Annotated in this window: 17 protein-coding genes; 8 read left to right on the forward strand and 9 right to left on the reverse strand. The window is 68.5% G+C overall.

Annotated elements, in window-relative coordinates:
- Nucleotides 1-7 precede the first annotated feature (7 nt).
- Complete coding sequence (gene mutS, locus J3P31_RS10845) at nt 8-2,647, forward strand: DNA mismatch repair protein MutS (RefSeq protein ID WP_246849445.1); 2,640 nt, start codon at nt 8-10, stop codon at nt 2,645-2,647.
- A 74-nt stretch (nt 2,648-2,721) separates the two neighbouring features.
- On the opposite strand, the gene J3P31_RS10850 is transcribed toward mutS, so the two are convergent.
- Entirely contained in the window at nt 2,722-3,300 is a 579-nt protein-coding gene (locus J3P31_RS10850) for a nucleotide exchange factor GrpE (RefSeq protein ID WP_210528461.1), read from the reverse strand.
- 10 nt (nt 3,301-3,310) lie between these two features.
- On the reverse strand, nt 3,311-4,393 hold the full coding sequence (gene hrcA, locus J3P31_RS10855; protein WP_210528462.1) for a heat-inducible transcriptional repressor HrcA: 1,083 nt from the start codon (nt 4,391-4,393) through the stop codon (nt 3,311-3,313).
- A 133-nt stretch (nt 4,394-4,526) separates the two neighbouring features.
- Between hrcA and rph the strand changes: the two genes are divergently transcribed.
- From rph to hemW, 3 genes are read left to right on the forward strand one after another with little or no spacing between them, the layout of a single operon-like run.
- Nucleotides 4,527-5,234: a ribonuclease PH gene (gene rph / locus J3P31_RS10860; RefSeq protein WP_210528463.1), complete on the forward strand. Its 708-nt coding sequence runs from the start codon at nt 4,527-4,529 to the stop codon at nt 5,232-5,234.
- Entirely contained in the window at nt 5,234-5,842 is a 609-nt protein-coding gene (gene rdgB / locus J3P31_RS10865; RefSeq protein ID WP_210528464.1) for an RdgB/HAM1 family non-canonical purine NTP pyrophosphatase, read from the forward strand. Before rph ends, rdgB begins: the two co-directional genes overlap by 1 nt.
- On the forward strand, nt 5,835-7,031 hold the full coding sequence (gene hemW, locus J3P31_RS10870) for a radical SAM family heme chaperone HemW (protein WP_210528465.1): 1,197 nt from the start codon (nt 5,835-5,837) through the stop codon (nt 7,029-7,031). The genes rdgB and hemW overlap by 8 nt, the downstream gene beginning before the upstream one ends.
- Before the next feature lie 3 nt (nt 7,032-7,034).
- Here hemW and J3P31_RS10875 read toward each other — a convergent pair whose 3' ends face one another.
- From J3P31_RS10875 to hemJ, 7 genes are all read right to left on the reverse strand, one after another.
- Nucleotides 7,035-7,928, reverse strand: a complete 894-nt coding sequence (locus tag J3P31_RS10875; RefSeq protein ID WP_210528466.1) for a ParB/RepB/Spo0J family partition protein — start codon at nt 7,926-7,928, stop codon at nt 7,035-7,037.
- Between the two features lie 10 nt (nt 7,929-7,938).
- Nucleotides 7,939-8,730 (reverse strand): ParA family protein, encoded by a 792-nt coding sequence (locus tag J3P31_RS10880; RefSeq protein WP_210528467.1) that lies wholly within the window; start codon nt 8,728-8,730, stop codon nt 7,939-7,941.
- Nucleotides 8,723-9,343: a 16S rRNA (guanine(527)-N(7))-methyltransferase RsmG gene (gene rsmG / locus J3P31_RS10885; RefSeq protein ID WP_210528468.1), complete on the reverse strand. Its 621-nt coding sequence runs from the start codon at nt 9,341-9,343 to the stop codon at nt 8,723-8,725. Before rsmG ends, J3P31_RS10880 begins: the two co-directional genes overlap by 8 nt.
- A complete protein-coding gene (gene mnmG / locus J3P31_RS10890; protein ID WP_210528469.1) occupies nt 9,340-11,214 on the reverse strand; it encodes a tRNA uridine-5-carboxymethylaminomethyl(34) synthesis enzyme MnmG in 1,875 nt (624 codons plus the stop codon). The genes rsmG and mnmG overlap by 4 nt, the downstream gene beginning before the upstream one ends.
- A gap of 4 nt (nt 11,215-11,218) precedes the next feature.
- Complete coding sequence (gene mnmE, locus J3P31_RS10895) at nt 11,219-12,499, reverse strand: tRNA uridine-5-carboxymethylaminomethyl(34) synthesis GTPase MnmE (protein WP_210528470.1); 1,281 nt, start codon at nt 12,497-12,499, stop codon at nt 11,219-11,221.
- Between the two features lie 4 nt (nt 12,500-12,503).
- On the reverse strand, nt 12,504-13,778 hold the full coding sequence (gene rho / locus J3P31_RS10900; protein WP_210528471.1) for a transcription termination factor Rho: 1,275 nt from the start codon (nt 13,776-13,778) through the stop codon (nt 12,504-12,506).
- Nucleotides 13,779-13,930: 152 nt separating this feature from the next.
- On the reverse strand, nt 13,931-14,380 hold the full coding sequence (gene hemJ, locus J3P31_RS10905) for a protoporphyrinogen oxidase HemJ (RefSeq protein ID WP_210528472.1): 450 nt from the start codon (nt 14,378-14,380) through the stop codon (nt 13,931-13,933).
- 387 nt (nt 14,381-14,767) lie between these two features.
- Here hemJ and J3P31_RS10910 point away from each other — a divergent pair, with 387 nt between their 5' ends.
- The 4 genes from J3P31_RS10910 to dnaQ are packed head-to-tail and all read left to right on the forward strand — an operon-like array spanning nt 14,768 to nt 17,511.
- Nucleotides 14,768-15,370 carry a Maf family protein gene (locus J3P31_RS10910; protein WP_210528473.1) on the forward strand — a complete coding sequence of 201 codons (603 nt, stop codon included), beginning with the start codon at nt 14,768-14,770 and terminating at the stop codon, nt 15,368-15,370.
- Nucleotides 15,367-16,194 carry a shikimate dehydrogenase gene (locus J3P31_RS10915; RefSeq protein WP_210528474.1) on the forward strand — a complete coding sequence of 276 codons (828 nt, stop codon included), beginning with the start codon at nt 15,367-15,369 and terminating at the stop codon, nt 16,192-16,194. The genes J3P31_RS10910 and J3P31_RS10915 overlap by 4 nt, the downstream gene beginning before the upstream one ends.
- Nucleotide 16,195: 1 nt before the next feature.
- The gene (gene coaE, locus J3P31_RS10920; protein ID WP_210528475.1) at nt 16,196-16,810 is read left to right on the forward strand and encodes a dephospho-CoA kinase; all 615 of its coding nucleotides are present in this window, start codon (nt 16,196-16,198) and stop codon (nt 16,808-16,810) included.
- A complete protein-coding gene (gene dnaQ, locus J3P31_RS10925; protein ID WP_210528476.1) occupies nt 16,810-17,511 on the forward strand; it encodes a DNA polymerase III subunit epsilon in 702 nt (233 codons plus the stop codon). Before coaE ends, dnaQ begins: the two co-directional genes overlap by 1 nt.
- The last annotated feature ends 2 nt before the right edge of the window (nt 17,512-17,513 follow it).

The raw sequence follows: 17,513 nt of genomic DNA on the forward strand, positions 1-17,513 counted from the left end.
GCAGGCGATGGACGGGGCGGGACCGGAGACTGGGCCTGGAACGGGCGCCATCACGCCGATGATGGTGCAATACCTGGAGATCAAGGGGCGGCACCCGGACGCGCTCCTGTTCTACCGGATGGGCGATTTCTACGAGATGTTCTTCGAGGACGCCGAGGCGGCCGCCCAGGCCTTGGACATCGCTCTGACCAAGCGGGGCCAGCATCTCGGACGGGACATTCCCATGTGCGGGGTGCCGGTTGCCACGGCCGAGAGCTACCTGCTCCAGCTGATCCGGAAGGGCTTCCGGGTCGCGGTGGCCGAGCAGCTGGAGGATCCGGCCGAAGCCAAGAAACGTGGCTCGAAATCGGTCGTCAAGCGCGACGTCGTGCGTCTGGTGACGCCGGGCACGCTGACCGAGGAGGCGCTTCTCGAGGCGCGGCGCGCGAACTTCCTGGCTGCTTATGCCAGCCAGAAGGGCGAGGGCGCCTTGGCTTGGGCCGACATCTCCACCGGGGCGTTCGGGGTGAAGTCCTGCCTGGTGGGCGACCTGGGTGCCGAGCTGGCGCGTCTGGCCCCGCGTGAGCTGCTGGTCTGCGACGAGATGGAGCGCGAGCTGTCCGCTGTCGCCCAGGACGCCGGAACGCAGGTGACAGCGCTCCCCCGGGCCGCGTTCGATCCCGGGAGCGGAGCACGCCGACTCCAGAGCTGGTTCGAGGTCGCAACCCTTGATGGCTGGGGAAGCTTTGAAAAGACCGAGATCGCGGCCATGGCGGCCTTGGTCGACTACCTCGACCTGACCCAGAAGGGCGCGCGGCCCCACCTGTCACCGCCCCAGCGGGAGGGAACAGGCGAGTTCATGGAGATCGACGCCGCGACGCGCGCCTCCTTAGAGCTGACCCGGGGGCTGGGCGGCGGTCGGGGGGGATCGCTGCTGGCCTGCATCGACCGGACCGTCACGGCGGCGGGCGCGCGGAAGCTGGAGGCCCGCATCGCAGCGCCCTCGCGCCGGCTGGACGTGATCGGGGCGCAGCTCGACGCGGTCGAAGCCCTGGTCGAGCGGCCGGAACTCGTGCGGGACCTGCGGGACGCCTTGCGGAGCGCGCCGGATCTGGACCGCGCCCTGTCACGACTGGCCTTGGACCGGGGTGGGCCACGCGATTTGGGCGCCCTGCGGGACGCCTTGCAGGTGGCCGAGCGCGTGGCCAAGCTGCTTGCGCCGGAGGACCTGCCGCCGCGTCTCGTGCAGGCTGTCCAGCGCCTAGCCGGACCCGAGGGCTTGGCCGAGCTTCTTGGAGAAGCGCTCGTGGCCTCGCCTCCGACATTGGCGCGTGACGGCGGCTTCGTCGCGACTGGCTTCGCCGGCGACCTCGATCAGGCACGGCAATTGCGGGACGAAGGACGCGCCGTGATCGCCGCCATGCAGGCGGACTACGCCGGGCAGACCGGCGTGGCCTCGCTCAAGATCCGGCACAACGGGACCCTCGGCTATGTGGTCGAGGTCAGCACGGCCCAGGCCGATAAGCTGCAAAAGCCGCCGTTCGATGCGATGTTCCATCATCGGCAGACGACCGGCTCGGCGGTTCGCTTCGTGACCCAGGCCCTGACCGAGACCGAGGCGCGTCTTCTCAATGCGGGAGAGGAAGCACTGGCCATCGAGCGCCGCATCTTTGGAGACCTGCGTGGCGCGGCCCTGAGCGAGGCGGCCGTTCTGGCCCGGGTCGCAGGCGCCTTGGCCGAGGTGGACGTGGCAGCGGCGCTGGCCGACCTTGCCATGCAGGAAGGGTGGACCCGGCCCGTTCTGGACGCCTCGCGCGACTATCATGTGCGCGGTGGGCGGCATCCCGTGGTCGAGGCGGCCCTGCGGCGCCAGGGAAAGCACTTCGTTGCCAATGATTGCGATCTGTCGGACCGGCCGATCCGGCTGCTGACCGGACCGAACATGGGCGGCAAGAGCACCTATCTGAGGCAGGCGGCCCTGCTTGCGGTGCTGGCGCAGGCGGGGAGCTTCGTCCCGGCGGACGAGTTGCGGATGGGGCTGGTCAGCCGCCTGTTCAGCCGGGTCGGCGCGTCCGACGATCTTGCGCGCGGGCGATCGACCTTCATGGTCGAGATGGTCGAGACCGCTGCGATCCTGAATCGGGCGGATGACCAGAGCCTCGTGCTGCTGGACGAGATCGGGCGCGGCACAGCGACCTGGGACGGCCTGTCGATTGCCTGGGCGGTGCTGGAGCACCTGGAGGGCGTGAACCGCTGCCGGGCGATCTTTGCCACCCACTACCACGAGCTGGCGACCTTGGCCGGATCCTTGCCCAGGGCCTCGAACGCCCATGTGGCCGTCGCGGATTGGGAGGGGGAAGTGGTCTTTCTCCACGAGGTCCGGGACGGCGCAGCGGATCGGAGCTACGGGGTGCAGGTCGCGCGTCTGGCCGGGTTGCCCCCCAAGGTCGTGGCGCGGGCCAAGGCGGTGCTGCGGGGCCTGGAGGCGCGGGCGCGCGAGGGCGGGCCAAGGGCGCTGGAGGATGAGTTGCCGCTCTTCGCGCGTGGAACAACGCCCGAGGAGCCGAGGACCTCAGCCGTCGAGGAACGGTTGAAGGAGGTCCGGCCCGACGACCTCAGCCCGCGCGAGGCGCTGGCCCTCGTCTACGAGCTTCGGGGATTGCTGTAGGCCTGTGAGGCCCCACGACGGCGGCGTGCCGACGTGGGTCCTCAGGAGCGGCCCGACCGAACCGGAGCGCCGGTTCAGGACGCCGGCATCGACGAGACGCCGACCTGAGCCGGGCGCAGCAGGCGGTCGTGAAGCATGAAGCCCTCGGTCGCGACCTGGATGATGTCGCCGGATCGGGTGCCGGGAACCGGGGCCTCGAACATGGCCTGATGGACCGCCGGGTCGAACCGGTCGCCGACCTGAGGCGCGATCACCGTGATGCCGTGCCTGGCGAAGGTGCTGACGATCTCGCGCATGGTGAGGTCGATGCCTTCGAGAAGGGCGGAGTTGGCGGCGCGCTGCTCCTCGGTCACGGCGTCCAGCGCGCGGCGGAGGTTGTCGTAGACCGGCAGCAGGTCGCGGGCGAGCTTGGAACCGCCGTACTGCTCGGCCTCCTTGCGGTCCCGCTCGGCGCGCTTGCGCATGTTCTCGGTCTCGGCGAGCTGCCGCAGGACGCGGTCCTTGAGCTCGTCCCGCTCGGCGCGAAGCGCGTCGAGGTCCGCCAGCAGGTCCGCATGGGCCTGCTCGTCGGCGTCGGCCTCGGCCGCGAGCTCGTCCAGCGACTTCAGGTCGTCCTGGCTGGACAGCGTCTGGGGATCTGATTGGTCGGACATGAAGGGATCCTTAGGAACGTTCTGAAAGGAGGCGGCCCACGAGCTGCGCCGTATAGTCCACGATGGGGACGATGCGCCCGTAGTTGAGCCGTGTGGGGCCGATGACGCCGATGGCGCCGACGACCGTACGGTCGGCGTTCATATAAGGCGAGACGACCAGGGATGAACCCGAAAGCGAGAAGAGCTTGTTTTCGGATCCGATGAAGATGCGGACCCCCTCGGCTCCCTGGGCCAGTTCGAGGAAGCGCGCGATGTCGCTCTTGCGTTCGAGATCGTCCATGAGGACGCGGACGCGATCGAGGTCCGCCTGCGCCTCCGGACTGTCGAGGAGGTTACCGGCCCCGCGCACGATGAGCCGCTCGGGCGCGCCATGATCCTCGCTGGCCCAGGTGGCCAAGCCCGACTCGACCATGGCCTGGGCCAGGCTGTCGAGTTCCTGGCGGCGCTGCTCCATCTCGCGGGCGATGACGCCATGGAGTTCGGGAAGCGTCCGGCCTTCGGCCAGCGCGTTCACGAAGTTCGCCGCCTCGCGCATCGAGGAGGGCGTCTGGCCAGGGGGCGGCGCGAAGACGCGGTTCTCGACGTGACCGTCGGCGAAGACGAGCACCACGAGCGCGCGGTCGGCCCCGAGGGATACGAATTCGACGTGGCGAATGGGGGCGCTGTCGCGCTTGGGGGCAAGAACGAGGCTTGCGCCGCGCGTCAGGCCGGACAAGGCGGCCCCGACCCGGTCAAGGGCCGCGTTGACGTCGGCGCCGCGCCGGGTGGGGGTGCCCGTCACGGTGGACTCGAGCCGCTCCCGGTCCTCGCCGGTCATGGGACCGACTTCCAGAAGACCATCCACGAAGAGCCGAAGGCCCGCCTGGGTCGGAACCCGGCCCGCGCTGACATGCGGATGACCGAGGAGGCCCATCTCCTCCAGGTCCTGCATGACGTTGCGGATGGTGGCGGCCGAGACCTGCTCAGACATGGTCCGCGTGAGGGTGCGCGATCCGACCGGAGCGCCGCTCTCCAGATAGGCTTCGACCACGCGGCGAAACACCTCGCGCGAGCGGTCGTTCATTTCCTCGATGGCGGGCGAGCGGTCGGGCATGGGCCTGTGCGATCTCCGGGGCGAACGCATGTAAGCAACGCAGGATCGGGCGTCAACGGGACGCAGAGCGACGGGTTGGCGTCAAGAGGCTTGTCCTGTAGGGACCAAGGCCGATCATCCCACAGGAGTTTCCATGCGCCCCTCCGGCCGAGCGACCGACGCCCTGCGTTCCCTTTCCATCGAACCCAACTTCAACCGCCACGCCGAGGGGTCCTGCCTGATCCGGGTGGGGAACACGCATGTGATCTGCACGGCCTCCCTCGAGGAGCGGGTGCCGCCGTTCCTGAAGAACACCGGCAAGGGCTGGGTGACGGCCGAGTATGGGATGCTACCGCGCGCGACCAACACGCGGATGCGGCGCGAGGTGAAGGACGGGCCGTCGGGCCGGACGCAGGAGATCCAGCGCCTGATCGGGCGGTCCCTGCGGGCGGGCGTGGACCTCGTGGCCCTGGGCGAACGGCAGATCACCGTCGATTGCGACGTGATCCAGGCTGACGGCGGAACGCGCTGCGCCGCCATCACCGGCGGCTGGGTCGCCCTGCGGCTGGCGATGAACAAGCTGCTGAAGGCGGGGGCAATCCAGAGGGACCCGCTGGCGGCGCCGGTGTCGGCGGTGTCGGTGGGGCTTTATGCCGGCCAGCCGGTGCTGGACCTCGACTACCCGGAGGACAGCGAGGCCGGCGTGGACGCCAATGTGGTCATGACGGGCGACCGGCTGATCGAGGTGCAGATGAGCGCCGAGGGGTCGACCTTCTCGCGCGAGCAGATGGTGGTTCTGCTGGACCTGGCGGCCCGAGGGAATGGCCTGCTGGCGCAGGCGCAGATGGGGGCGGTCGCCTGATGCGGCGGTTGACCGACACGCGGCTGGTCGTCGCGACGGGGAACAAGGGCAAGCTCGAGGAGATGCGGGCGCTGCTCGAGCCGCGTGGGATCGGGATCACCTCCAACGCGGACCACGGGCTGCCCGAGCCCGAGGAGACCGAGAACACGTTCCTGGGCAACGCCCGGATCAAGGCGCATGCGGCGGCCAAGGCGCTGGGCCTGCCGGCGCTGGCCGATGACTCGGGGATCGAGGTCGAGGCGTTGGACGGCGCTCCGGGCGTCCGTACGGCGGACTGGGCCGAGACGCCGAACGGGCGCGACTTCCTGGTGGCCATGGAGCGGACGCATGATGCCTTGGTGGCCAGCGGCGCGCCGGAGCCTTGGCGGGCGCGGTTCGTCTCGGTTCTCGTGCTGGCCTGGCCGGACGGACATGAGGAAAGCTTCCGGGGCGAGGTGAACGGTCGCGTGATCTGGCCGCCGCAGGGGGTCCTGGGGCATGGCTACGATCCCATATTCATCCCGGATGGGCACGAAAGGACCTTTGCGGAGATGACGGCCGAGGAAAAGAACGCCCTGAGCCACCGTGGTGCGTCGATCCGCGCGTTCGAGGCCGCCTGCCTTGGCTGATGGCGAGCTCAAGCCCGAGGTCGGGGTCCGGCGGGAGGACTGGGAGGCGGGGGGCTTCGCTCTCTACGTCCACTGGCCCTTTTGCCAGGCGAAGTGCCCGTACTGTGACTTCAACTCGCATGTGGCGCGGAGCATCGACCAAGGGCGTTGGGCGCGGGCCTATGAGGCCGAGATCGCCCGGGCGGCGCGGGAGGTGCCGGGGCGGGTGCTCCGGTCGATCTTCCTGGGCGGGGGAACACCCTCGCTCATGGAGCCCGAGACGGTGGAGGCGGTGATCGGCGCGGCGCGGGCGGCCTGGGGCTTTGCCAACGACATCGAGATCACGATGGAAGCCAACCCGACCTCGGTCGAGGCGGAGCGGTTTAGGGGGTATCGGGCCGCCGGGGTGAACCGGCTTTCGCTGGGCGTACAGGCGCTGAATGACCGTGACCTGCGTGCGCTGGGGCGGCTGCACTCCGCGGACGAAGCCGTCCGGGCATTCGGGGTCGCACGCGACACCTTCGAGCGGGTGAGCCTGGATCTGATCTACGCGCGTCAGGGCCAGACGCCGGAGGCCTGGGACGCCGAGTTGTCCGACGCCTTGCGGCTGGTTGACGGTGACGGGGCGGGCCACCTGTCGCTCTACCAGCTCACCATCGAGGATGGGACCGCCTTTGGCGACCGTTTCGCGGCCGGCAAGCTGCGAGACCTTCCGGATGAGGATAGGGCGGCGGACCTGTGGGATGTGACGCAGCACCTGACCACTCGGGCGGGGCTTCCGGCCTACGAGGTTTCCAATCACGCGGGCCCGGGACAGGAAAGCCGGCACAATCTCGTCTACTGGCAGGGCGGGGATTGGGTCGGCGTGGGGCCGGGCGCCCATGGGCGGCTCACCCTGAATGGCCAGCGCACCGGCATCGAGACGGAACGGGCGCCCGGGCGATGGCTCCAGACGGTCGAGCAGGGCGGCACGGGGGAAAGCGCCCGCGAGGTCCTATCCGATGTCGAAGCCGCAGAGGAGCGGCTCATGATGGGGCTTCGCCTGACCGAGGGCGTCGAGATCGGTCGCCTGTCGGCCTTGGACGGCCTGGCGGAACGAGCGGCCACGCTGGCCGACATGGGCCTCGTGGAACCTGTCGACGGTCGTCTGCGCACCACGGCCGCAGGGCGTCCGCTGTTGAACGCCGTCCTGCGGGACCTCTTGGCCTAAGCCTCAGCCGCCCGAGAGACGGCGGAGCAGATCGTCCAACTGTTCCAGGTTCTTGTAGGTAATGGTGAGGCGTCCGCCTTCGCCTGCCGTGCCATGGTCGATCCGCACCGACATCTTGAGTGTCGCGGACAGGTCCCCCTCGATGGCGCGGGTATCCGCATCCTTCTCCGCCTTGGCCGGGCGCGGCTTGTCGGCCGCCGGAGTCTTGGCGATCCGTTCAGCGTCTCGGGCGGAAAGTCCCTTCTCGGCGATCCGGCGGGCCAGGTCCAGCGCGCGGGGATGCCCGATCAGCGGACGGGCGTGACCGGCGGTTATGGTCCGGTCGGCGACCATCTGCTGCACCTCCTTCGGGAGGCCCAGAAGGCGCATCTGGTTGGCGACATGGCTGCGGCTCTTGCCGAGCGCGGTCGCCACCTGCTCCTGACTATGGCCGAAGCGGTCGATGAGGCTGCGATAAGCCGCACCTTCGTCGATGGGGTTCAGGTCGTCCCGCTGGATGTTCTCGATGATCGCAATCTCGAGAAGTTCGGCATCGTCGTAGTCCCGGACGATGACGGGCACCTCGGACAGGCCCGCCTTCTGCGCGGCGCGCCAGCGGCGTTCGCCTGCGACGATCTGCCAGGCCGAGGGCTCCTTGGGGTCGGGTCGAACAATCAGGGGCTGGATCACGCCCTTGGTCTTGAGCGAAGCCGCCAGTTCCTCGAGCGCGCCAGGCTCGAAGGTGCGGCGGGGCTGGTCGGGGTTCGGGCGCAAGGCCTCGATCGGCATGAGGCGATCCGGGCTTCGGGGCGCAGGGGGAGGAGGCGCGGCCTCCTTGGCGAGATCGGTGCCGAGATCCGCCATCAGAGCGGACAGGCCCCGTCCGAGGCCGCGTTTCAGGAGAGGTTTCTCGGCCATCAGGTCTGTCTCAGGTTTCGCGGGCGAGGAGTTCGGCGGCGAGCGCGCGATAGGCGTTCGCGCCGGCCGAAGCGGGATCGTAGTCCAGCACGGACTGAGCGTGGGAAGGAGCCTCGCTCAAGCGGACATTGCGGGGGATCACCGTCTGGAACACAAGGTCCCCCAGGTTCTCGCGCGCGTCGGCCTCAACCATCTGGGCCAGGCTGGTGCGGCGGTCGACCATGGTCAGGGCCACCCCCTCGATCCGGAGGCTGGGGTTCGCGCTCTGTCGCACTTCGCGGATCGTGAGCATCAGCTGCGAAAGGCCTTCCAAGGCAAAGAACTCGCTTTGCAGCGGAACCAGGACGGACTGCGCAGCGACCAAGGCGTTGAGGGTCAGGATGTTCAGCGACGGTGGGCAGTCAATCAGGATGTAATCGAGGGCGAGCTCGTCCATCAGAGGCTGCCGCAGCGCGCCGCGCAGCAGGTGAGTGCGTCCCTGGCGCGAGCTCAGCTCCGGGTCCGCGGCGCTGAGATCCGAGGTTGCCGGGATGAGGACGAGGTTGGTGCTGGTCGTCTCATGCACAGCCTCGGCTGGAGTCGCCTCGCCGAGCAGGAAGTCATAGGAGGTGACGTTCCGTTCCTCCGGGGGCACGCCCAGGCCCGTTGAGGCGTTTCCCTGCGGATCGAGATCTACGAGGAGCACGCGACGCTCGCGGCGGGCCAACGCGGCCCCGAGGTTGATCGCAGTCGTGGTCTTGCCGACGCCGCCCTTCTGGTTGGCGACGGCGATGATCTTCGGAGTCTTGCGCGGGCTAGCCATGGGCGAGGTTCGTGATGCGCAGGATACGCGCGGCAGGGTCGGTCAGGCTGGGCAGAATGTCGGCGTCGAAGGTCCAGCCGTCCTTTCGGGCCGCTTCGATCTCGGCCGCATGATCGCGGCCCTTGGGAAGAAGAGCGGTTCCGCCGGCAGCCAGATGACGTGCGATCAGTGGAAGGAGCGAAGCCAGCGGGGCCAGCGCCCGGGCCGAGACGACCTGCGCCCCCTGCGGTGTCGCGGATTCGGCACGCTGGTCGAGGAGGGTGACAGCAAGACCCAGTTCCCGCGCCGCGGTGCGCAGGAAGGCGCATTTGCGTTGGTCGCTTTCGATCAGGGTCACCTTGGGAGCGCCCGCTTCGGCGGCGATGACAGCGATGACGATCCCTGGGAACCCGCCGCCCGAGCCGAGGTCGGCCCAAGCTTGGGCCCCGACGGGAGCAAGCGGCCAGAGCTGGGCGGAGTCGAGAATATGCCGCGTCCAGAGGTCAGGAACCGTTGCGGGCGAGATCAGATTGATCTTTTCGGTCCAGCGGCGAACGAGGCTCTCGAAGACCTCCAGCCGATCCTGGACGGCCGGGGGCAAGTCCAGCCCGGCAAGATCGCGGGTCGTGGTCATGCGGCAAGGCCGTCCGGGCGCTTCTTGAGGCGCGCGGTGAGGAGGAGGAGGGCGGATGGGGTCATGCCGTCGATCTCGGCCGCGTGGCGGAGCGTGGCCGGGCGGTGGCGTTCGAGCTTCTGGCGCAACTCGATGGAAAGGCCCGGCACAGCAGCGTAGTCGAAATCGGCGGGAAGGCGGGTCGCCTCTTCGCGCCGGAGTTGGGCAATGTCACGCTCCTGCCGGTCAAGGTAGGTGGCGTATTGAGCCTCGCGCTTGAGCTGCTCGCGGATCGCGGGAGCAGGCAAGGGCAGCGCGGGGTCGAGCGTGGCGAGGTGGTCCCATGTCGCGTCGGTGAGGGCGAGGGTCTGGAGGCCGTCGCGGCTCTCGCCGTCGGGGTTCAGGTTGAGGCCGGCGCTGGCGATCCGGCGGGCCGTGAAGCGACGGGCGCTGAGGTCGGCGCGAGCCGTGTCGAGCGCCTCCAGCTTGTCGCTGAAGGCGGCCCAGCGGGCCTCGCCCACGCAGCCCCAATCTCGGCCTTGGGCGGTGAGGCGCTGGTCGGCGTTGTCGACGCGAAGCGACAGCCGGAACTCGGCCCGGGAGGTGAACATCCGGTAAGGTTCGGAGACCCCCCGCGAAGTCAGGTCGTCGATCATCACGCCGATGTAGGATCCGGCGCGGCTGAACTCGGCCGGAGCCTGGCCTTGCGCGGCCCGGGCGGCGTTGAGGCCGGCGACGAGGCCCTGAGCGGCAGCCTCCTCGTAGCCCGTCGTGCCGTTGATCTGGCCGGCGAGGTGGAGGCCGGGGAGGGCCTTGACCTCGAGTGACAGGGTCAGCGCGCGCGGGTCGACGTAATCGTACTCGATAGCGTAGCCGGGCTGGGTGATGATGGCGTGTTCCAGCCCCTCGATGGAGCGGACGTAGTCCTCCTGCACCTCGGCGGGGAGGGAGGTGGAGATGCCGTTCGGGTAGACGGTCGGGTCGTCGAGGCCCTCGGGCTCGAGGAAGACCTGATGGCTCTCCTTGTCGGAGAAGCGGACGACCTTGTCCTCGATCGAGGGGCAGTAGCGCGGGCCCACGCCCTGGATGTGGCCGCCGTACATGGCCGATCGATCCAGGTTCGCGCGGATGATCTCGTGCGTCCGCGCATTGGTGCGGGTGATGCCGCAGGCGACCTGGGGCACGACGGGACCGGTGCTGAGGAAGCTCAGCATCGCCGGCTCGTCGTCACCCTCCTGCCGTTCGAGCCGGTCCCAGGCGATGGTGCGGCCATCGAGGCGCGGCGGCGTGCCGGTCTTGAGACGGCCCATGGGGAGGTTCAGGCCGTAAAGACGTTCAGCCAGGGCCTTGGACGGCGGCTCGCCCACGCGACCGCCCGGACGGGAACGATCGCCGACGTGGATGATGCCGTTGAGGAATGTGCCGGTGGTCAGGACCACGGCGCGCGCCGGAATGCGCGAGCCGTCGGACAGGCTGACCCCGGTGACGCGGCCCCCCTCGACAAGAAGGTCGGCGGCCTCGCCTTCGAGGAGGTCGAGGCCGGGACAGGCGGCGAGTTCGGCTTGGACAGCCTCGCGGTAGAGCTTGCGGTCGGCCTGGGTGCGGGGACCCTGGACGGCGGGACCCTTGGAGCGGTTCAGGAGTCGGAACTGGATGCCGGCGCGATCGGCCATCCGGCCCATGATGCCGTCGAGGGCATCCACCTCGCGCACGAGGTGGCCCTTGCCCAGGCCCCCAATGGCGGGGTTGCACGACATCACGCCCACAGAGGCGAGCTTGAGGCTGAGCAGAAGGGTGCGCGCGCCCGCGCGGGCCGCCGCATGCGCGGCCTCGCAGCCCGCATGGCCGCCGCCCACCACGATCACGTCGTAACCCTGTTTCACGTGAAACACCGCCTCACTTGCCGATGCAGAAGCTCGAGAAGATCTCGCCGAGTATATCCTCCACCCCGACGCGCCCCACAAGGGCGTCGAGTTGGCGCAGGCTGCGGCGGAGAGTTTCGGCCACGAGCTCGACCGCCGCGCCGATGTCGATCAGGGCGCGGGTCTCGTCAAGGAGGTTCGCGGCATCCAGCATGGCGTTCGCATGGCGCTCGCGCAGGCCGACCCCGAGTCCGGACGTGCGATCGGACAGGCGACGGCCGATCTCGGCCACGAGCGCGTCCAGGCCCTGGCCGGTCCGACCGGAGACGGCAAGACCCGAGCCGGGGGCCAGGTCCGCCTTGGCAAGCACGATGAGGTCGTCCGGCCCGGCCTCCGGTGCGGTCTCACCAGGAAGATGCAAATGGACACGGAGGTCGGCTTTCGCAGCACGGGCGCGGGCGCGTTCGATGCCGATGGCCTCGATGGGGTCCTGCGCCTCGCGAAGGCCCGCGGTGTCGATCAGGGTGACGGGGAGGCCTTGGAGATCCATCCGGACCTCGATCACGTCGCGGGTGGTTCCGGCAATGTCCGAGGTGATGGCGGCTTCGCGACCGGCCAAACGGTTGAGGAGAGTGGACTTGCCGACATTTGGCGCCCCGACGATGGCGACCTCGAAGCCTTCGCGCAGACGCTCGGCGATGCGGGCGCCCTGGGCTTCCATGCGGAGTTCCTCCTCCAACAGGACGATCAGCTCGAGGACCTCGGGCCAGACATCCTCGGGAACGTCCTCGTCGGAAAAATCGATCGTGGCCTCCACCAGGGCCACGGCCCGGAGCAGCCGGGCGCGCCATTCCTCCGCCTTGCGGCCAAGCGCGCCGGCGAACACGCGCATCGCCTGCCGGCGCTGGCCCTCGGTCTCGGCGGCGAGGAGATCGGCCAGGCCCTCCACCTGCGCGAGGTCCAGGCGACCGTTCTCCAGGGCCCGGCGCGTGAACTCGCCGGGCTCGGCCGCGCGAAGATCCTCTTGCGTCCCAAGCGCCCGGAGCAGGGCCGACACCACGGCCGGAGCCCCATGGCAATGAAGCTCGACGACGGCTTCCCCCGTAAAGCTCCGATCGGGGGCGAAGGTCAGCACCAAGGCCTGGTCCAGCGCCTCGCCCCGAGGGTCCCTGAGGGTGCGGAGCGAGCGTCCATGCTCGGGCAGGCGTCCCGCCAGCCGCGCCGCCGCCGAATGCGCCGCAGGACCCGAGATCCGGACGACCGCGATCCCCGCCCGGCCGGCGGCGGTGGCCAGGGCGAAGATCGTGTCGGCCATGGTCTTAGGCGTTCATCGAGTCGAAGAAATCGGAGTTGGTCTTCGTCTGCTTCAGCTTGGAGATCAGGAACTCGATGGCGTCGGTGGTGCCCATCGGGTTGAGGATCCGTCGCAGCACGTAGGTCTTGGCGAGGTCGGCCTTCTCGACCAGCAGGTCCTCCTTCCGGGTGCCGGACTTGAGGATGTCCATCGCCGGGAAGACGCGCTTGTCGGCCACCTTGCGGTCGAGCACGATCTCGGAGTTGCCCGTGCCCTTGAACTCTTCGAAGATCACCTCGTCCATGCGGCTGCCGGTGTCGATCAGCGCGGTCGCGATGATGGTGAGGGAGCCGCCTTCCTCGATGTTGCGCGCCGCGCCGAAGAATCGCTTGGGCCGCTGGAGGGCGTTCGCGTCCACGCCGCCGGTCAGCACCTTGCCCGAGGACGGGACCACCGTGTTGTAGGCACGGCCCAGGCGTGTGATCGAGTCGAGGAGGATCACCACGTCGCGCTTGTGCTCCACGAGGCGCTTGGCCTTCTCGATCACCATCTCGGCCACGGCGACGTGGCGCGTCGCAGGCTCGTCGAAGGTCGAGGAGATGACCTCGCCCTTCACGCTCCGCTGCATGTCGGTGACTTCCTCCGGCCGTTCGTCGATCAGCAGGACAATGAGGTAGACCTCGGGATGGTTCTTCTCGATCGAGTGGGCGATGTTCTGGAGGAGCACCGTCTTGCCGGTGCGCGGCGGCGCCACGATGAGGCTCCGCTGCCCTTTCCCGATCGGGGCCACGAGGTCGATGATGCGCGCCGAGCGATCCTTGATCGTGGGATCGTCCTCGATCTCCATCTTGAGGCGCTGGTCGGGGTAGAGCGGCGTGAGGTTGTCGAAGGCCACCTTGTGACGGGCCTTCTCGGGATCCTCGAAGTTGATCCGTTCGACGGTGACGAGGGCGAAGTACCGCTCGTTCTCGTTGGGCTCCTGGATCACGCCGGACACGGTGTCCCCGGTCCGAAGGGAATACTGCCGGATCATCTCCGGCGAGACGTAGATGTCATCGGGGCCGGGAAGGTAGTTGGCCTCGGGGCTGCGGAGGAAGCCGAAGCCGTCCTGCAGCACCTCAAGCACGCCGTCGCCGCCGATGACCCATTCCTCGTCCGCGCGCTCCTTGAGGATGGCGAACATCATGTCGCCCTTGCGCATCGTCGAGGCGTTCTCGATCTCGAGCTCCTCGGCGAGGGCCAGCAGGTCCTTGGGGCTTTGCGCCTTGAGGTCGGCGAGGTTGAGACGGTCTTGGGTCATGGAGATCCTGGGAAAAGTCTTGCACGACCACGTTCACCCTCAAAGGGCGGCGGTCGGGACGAAGCTATGCGCGTGAGGTGCCGTTCCCGGACGGGAGGGCAACGCAGAGATAGGCATTCCGGAGCGGTCCGTCAATCGGCTGTGCAGCCCGCCTAGAACGGCCGCACGATGACCATGACCACGATCACGAGAAGGAGCAGGGTCGGCAGTTCGTTGGCGATGCGGTAGGTCCGGCCGGAACGGGTGTTCCGCCCCGAGGCGAAGTCCTGTCGCCGCGCGGCGCACCAGCCATGGAATCCGGCAAGACCCAGCACCGCCGCGATCTTGATCCAGGACCAGGCCGCCCCCCAGTCCAGCCCGCCCATTGCCGCCAGCGTCAGCCCGAAGGCGAAGGTGGCGATCATCGCCGGACGCATGATGAGCCGGAGGAGCTTGTCCTCCATGACCTGGAAGGTCTGGTCGAGCTCGGAACCCGGGGCCGCCCGCTCCGCATGATAGACGAAAAGACGTGGCAGGTAGAACAGCCCTGCCATCCACGCGACCATCGCGATGACGTGGGCTGCCTTGATCCAGGGATAGAGCAGGTAAAGCAGGTCGATCATGCGGATCCGCGGAGTGAGGCTGGCCCACCTTCTCTAGAGACTCAGGAATGAAAGGGAAGTGGATGGCGGTTGTACTGTGGAAAACTGCGTCGCAATGGCGCAATCCACCGAATGATCCACAAAGGTTCATGTCGAATCATCTGACCTGGATGCCACATCGGATCCCTTATGGTCCTGATTTCGTTGAACTGATGCGTCGCGTTCCAAGAAGGCCGCCTGACGCTCTTCCTGAGTCGTCCACAGGGGCGACTTATCCTTCTCCCCGGTGGGGGACTCGGGGCGGGTGACATGGGGCAGGGGGTGAGTCTCCCACAGCCCTTCCGCCCGGCCTGCAAGTCGTCCACATTGCCCTTCGTTTCGCCCCTTCTTGCCCGCAGGGTTATCCACATGCCGCCCGAAGATCTCGTCCTGGCGTCCGGGTCCGCGACCCGCGCGTCCATGCTCCGGGCCGCAGGCCTTGAGTTCGACGTCGTGATGCCGCGGGTGGACGAAGGAGCCCTGAAGGATGCGCTCCTGGCCGAAGGGGCACCGGCGCGCGACATCGCCGACGCCTTGGCCGAGATGAAGGCAGCCCGTGTGGGCCCAAGGCGGCCCGAGGCGCTGACCCTGGGCTGCGATCAGGTCCTGTCCTGCGATGGCCGCCTCTTTTCCAAGCCGGCAACCGTCGAGGACGCTCGGGAGCAACTCATCGCCTTGATGGAACGGACGCACCGGCTCCATTCCGCGGCCGTCATCTACCGGGGCGATGAGCCCATCTGGCGCCATGTGTCGGAAGCGCGGCTCACCATGGGACGACTTTCGGAGGAGTGGATCGCAGGCTACCTGGCCCGCAACTGGGAGAGCGTGCGGCACTCGGTCGGTTGTTATCAGATCGAGTCCGAGGGGATCCGGCTTTTCACCCGGATCGAGGGCGACCATTTCACCATACTGGGGCTGCCGCTCCTGCCCCTCTTGTCTTTCCTGTCGGCGCGCGGGACCATTCCGTCATGACCAAGCCTTATCTTCTCGCGGGCGTCGTTGGACGACCGATCGCTCACTCACGCTCGCCCAGGCTCCATCGGCACTGGATCGCTCGGCATGGGGTCGCGGGCGACTACGTTGCCATGGAGGTTGCCGAGGCGGATCTCGGCGACGTGCTGCGGACCCTGCCGAAGGCCGGCTTCCGGGGCGTGAACGTGACTATCCCGCACAAGCTCGCGGCGCTGCGCCTCGCCGACGAGGCGACGGAGCGCGCGCAGCGGATCGGGGCGGCGAACCTCCTCGTCTTCGAGGAGGACCGCATCCTGGCCGACAACACGGACGGGGAGGGATTCGTGAACTCGTTGCGCCAGGGGGCTCCCGGCTGGAACCCGGCGTCGGGGCCCGCGACGGTGCTGGGCGCTGGCGGCGCTGCCCGGGCGGTGATCGTCGCGCTTCTGGATGTGGGCGTGCCCGAAATCCTGCTCACCAACCGGACAAGAGCGACGGCGGATGCGCTGGCGGACGAGTTCGGCGACCGCATCCGCATCTTCGACTGGATCCAGGCCGGCAACGCCGTCGAGGAGGGCGTGACCGTGGTGAACACCACGTCCCTTGGAATGACCGGCAAGCCGGAGTTGCGCGTGCCGCTCGATGGGCTCCGGCCCGGGCAGGTCGTGACGGACCTCGTCTATTCGCCGCTCGAGACACGGCTCCTGCGCGAGGCCCGGCAGGCCGGGGCAACCACCGTGGACGGGCTGGGAATGCTGCTGCACCAGGCGGTCCCGGCGTTCGAGCGCTGGTTCGGTCCCCGGCCCGAGGTGGATGCCGCGCTGCGTGCCGCCGTCCTGGCCTGATATGAAGGAGGCGCGCTTCGTCCTCGGCCTCACCGGCTCCATCGGCATGGGGAAGTCCACGACCGCGCGGATGTTTCGGGACCAAGGGCTTGCGGTTTGGGACGCGGACGCCTCCGTTCACGCCCTTTATGAACCCGGAGGAGCCGCCGTTCCGGGGATCGCCGCGCTCGTGCCCGCGGCGGTGACCGGCGGGTCCGTCAGCCGTCCCATCCTCCGCGAGGCGCTGGAGGCCGACCCGACGCTCTTTCCCAGGCTCGAGGCGATCGTCCACCCCTTGGTGGCCCAGTACCGGAGGACGTTTCTGGCCAGAGCGCCGGGCGATATCGTCGTGCTCGATGTTCCTCTCCTTCTCGAGCGCGGGATCGACACCGAATGCGACGGGGTCGTGGTGGTCTCCGCCTCGCCCGAAACGCAGATGGCACGCCTTCTGGCGCGGCCGGGCCTAGACCGCGCGGCTGCGGAGCTGCTGCTGTCCCGCCAGATGCCGGATGCCGACAAACGGGCCCGGGCTCGCTGGATCGTGCCGACCGAAACCCTTGAGGGCGCCCGCGCTGCCGTGCGACAGATCATCAAGGAAATCCGGGGCGGCCTTGCCCCCAGTCACGAAGGTTCCTGATGCGCGAGATCGTCCTCGACACCGAGACCACGGGCTTCGACCCCGAAACGGGGGACCGCATCGTCGAGATCGGGGCGGTGGAGCTGTTCAACCACCTGCCGACCGGTCAGCACTTCCACGAATACATCAATCCGGAACGTTCGATGCCGGCCGAAGCGTTCGCGGTTCACGGTCTCGGGGACGACTTCCTGCGGGACAAGCCGGTCTTCGCCCAGGTGGCGCAGAAGTTCGTCGACTTCATCGGCGACGCCAAGCTCGTCATCCACAACGCCGCCTTCGACATGAAATTCCTCAACCACGAGCTGGGGCGGCTCGGCTACACGGCCATGCCCATGGACCGGGCCATCGATACCGTGCTGATGGCGCGGCGAAAGTTTCCGGGCGCGCCGGCCTCGCTCGATGCGCTCTGCCGCCGGTTCGGCATCGACAATTCGGCGCGAACCCTGCACGGCGCGCTTCTCGACAGCGAAATCCTGGCGGAAGTCTACCTGGAGCTGATCGGTGGACGCCAACCCGACTTCGGACTCCAGGCCGAGCCTACGACTCCGGCCAAGGCGGAAGCCGTGGCCAAGGTGGACAGCGACTGGCGTCCCCGGCCGCGCTCGACGCCTCTCCCGTCCCTCCTGACGGACGAAGAGGCTGCGGCGCACGCCAAGTTCGTTGCGGGCCTGGGGGATGCAGCGTTGTGGCTGCGCTCCTGAAG

Origin of the sequence: Rubellimicrobium arenae, from assembly GCF_017916275.1 — a bacterium.
GTDB lineage: Bacteria > Pseudomonadota > Alphaproteobacteria > Rhodobacterales > Rhodobacteraceae > Rubellimicrobium > Rubellimicrobium arenae.

Coding starts and splice junctions, on each gene's coding strand:
- rdgB (WP_210528464.1), top strand. CDS start 5,234: ATGCGGCGGTTGACCGACACGCGGCTGGTCGTCGCGACGGGGAACAAG.
- mnmE (WP_210528470.1), bottom strand. CDS start 12,499: ATGGCCGACACGATCTTCGCCCTGGCCACCGCCGCCGGCCGGGCGGGG.
- rho (WP_210528471.1), bottom strand. CDS start 13,778: ATGACCCAAGACCGTCTCAACCTCGCCGACCTCAAGGCGCAAAGCCCC.
- J3P31_RS10915 (WP_210528474.1), top strand. CDS start 15,367: ATGACCAAGCCTTATCTTCTCGCGGGCGTCGTTGGACGACCGATCGCT.
- rph (WP_210528463.1), top strand. CDS start 4,527: ATGCGCCCCTCCGGCCGAGCGACCGACGCCCTGCGTTCCCTTTCCATC.
- J3P31_RS10875 (WP_210528466.1), bottom strand. CDS start 7,928: ATGGCCGAGAAACCTCTCCTGAAACGCGGCCTCGGACGGGGCCTGTCC.
- hemJ (WP_210528472.1), bottom strand. CDS start 14,380: ATGATCGACCTGCTTTACCTGCTCTATCCCTGGATCAAGGCAGCCCAC.
- J3P31_RS10880 (WP_210528467.1), bottom strand. CDS start 8,730: ATGGCTAGCCCGCGCAAGACTCCGAAGATCATCGCCGTCGCCAACCAG.
- coaE (WP_210528475.1), top strand. CDS start 16,196: ATGAAGGAGGCGCGCTTCGTCCTCGGCCTCACCGGCTCCATCGGCATG.
- hrcA (WP_210528462.1), bottom strand. CDS start 4,393: ATGCCCGACCGCTCGCCCGCCATCGAGGAAATGAACGACCGCTCGCGC.
- dnaQ (WP_210528476.1), top strand. CDS start 16,810: ATGCGCGAGATCGTCCTCGACACCGAGACCACGGGCTTCGACCCCGAA.
- J3P31_RS10910 (WP_210528473.1), top strand. CDS start 14,768: ATGCCGCCCGAAGATCTCGTCCTGGCGTCCGGGTCCGCGACCCGCGCG.
- rsmG (WP_210528468.1), bottom strand. CDS start 9,343: ATGACCACGACCCGCGATCTTGCCGGGCTGGACTTGCCCCCGGCCGTC.
- J3P31_RS10850 (WP_210528461.1), bottom strand. CDS start 3,300: ATGTCCGACCAATCAGATCCCCAGACGCTGTCCAGCCAGGACGACCTG.
- mutS (WP_246849445.1), top strand. CDS start 8: ATGGACGGGGCGGGACCGGAGACTGGGCCTGGAACGGGCGCCATCACG.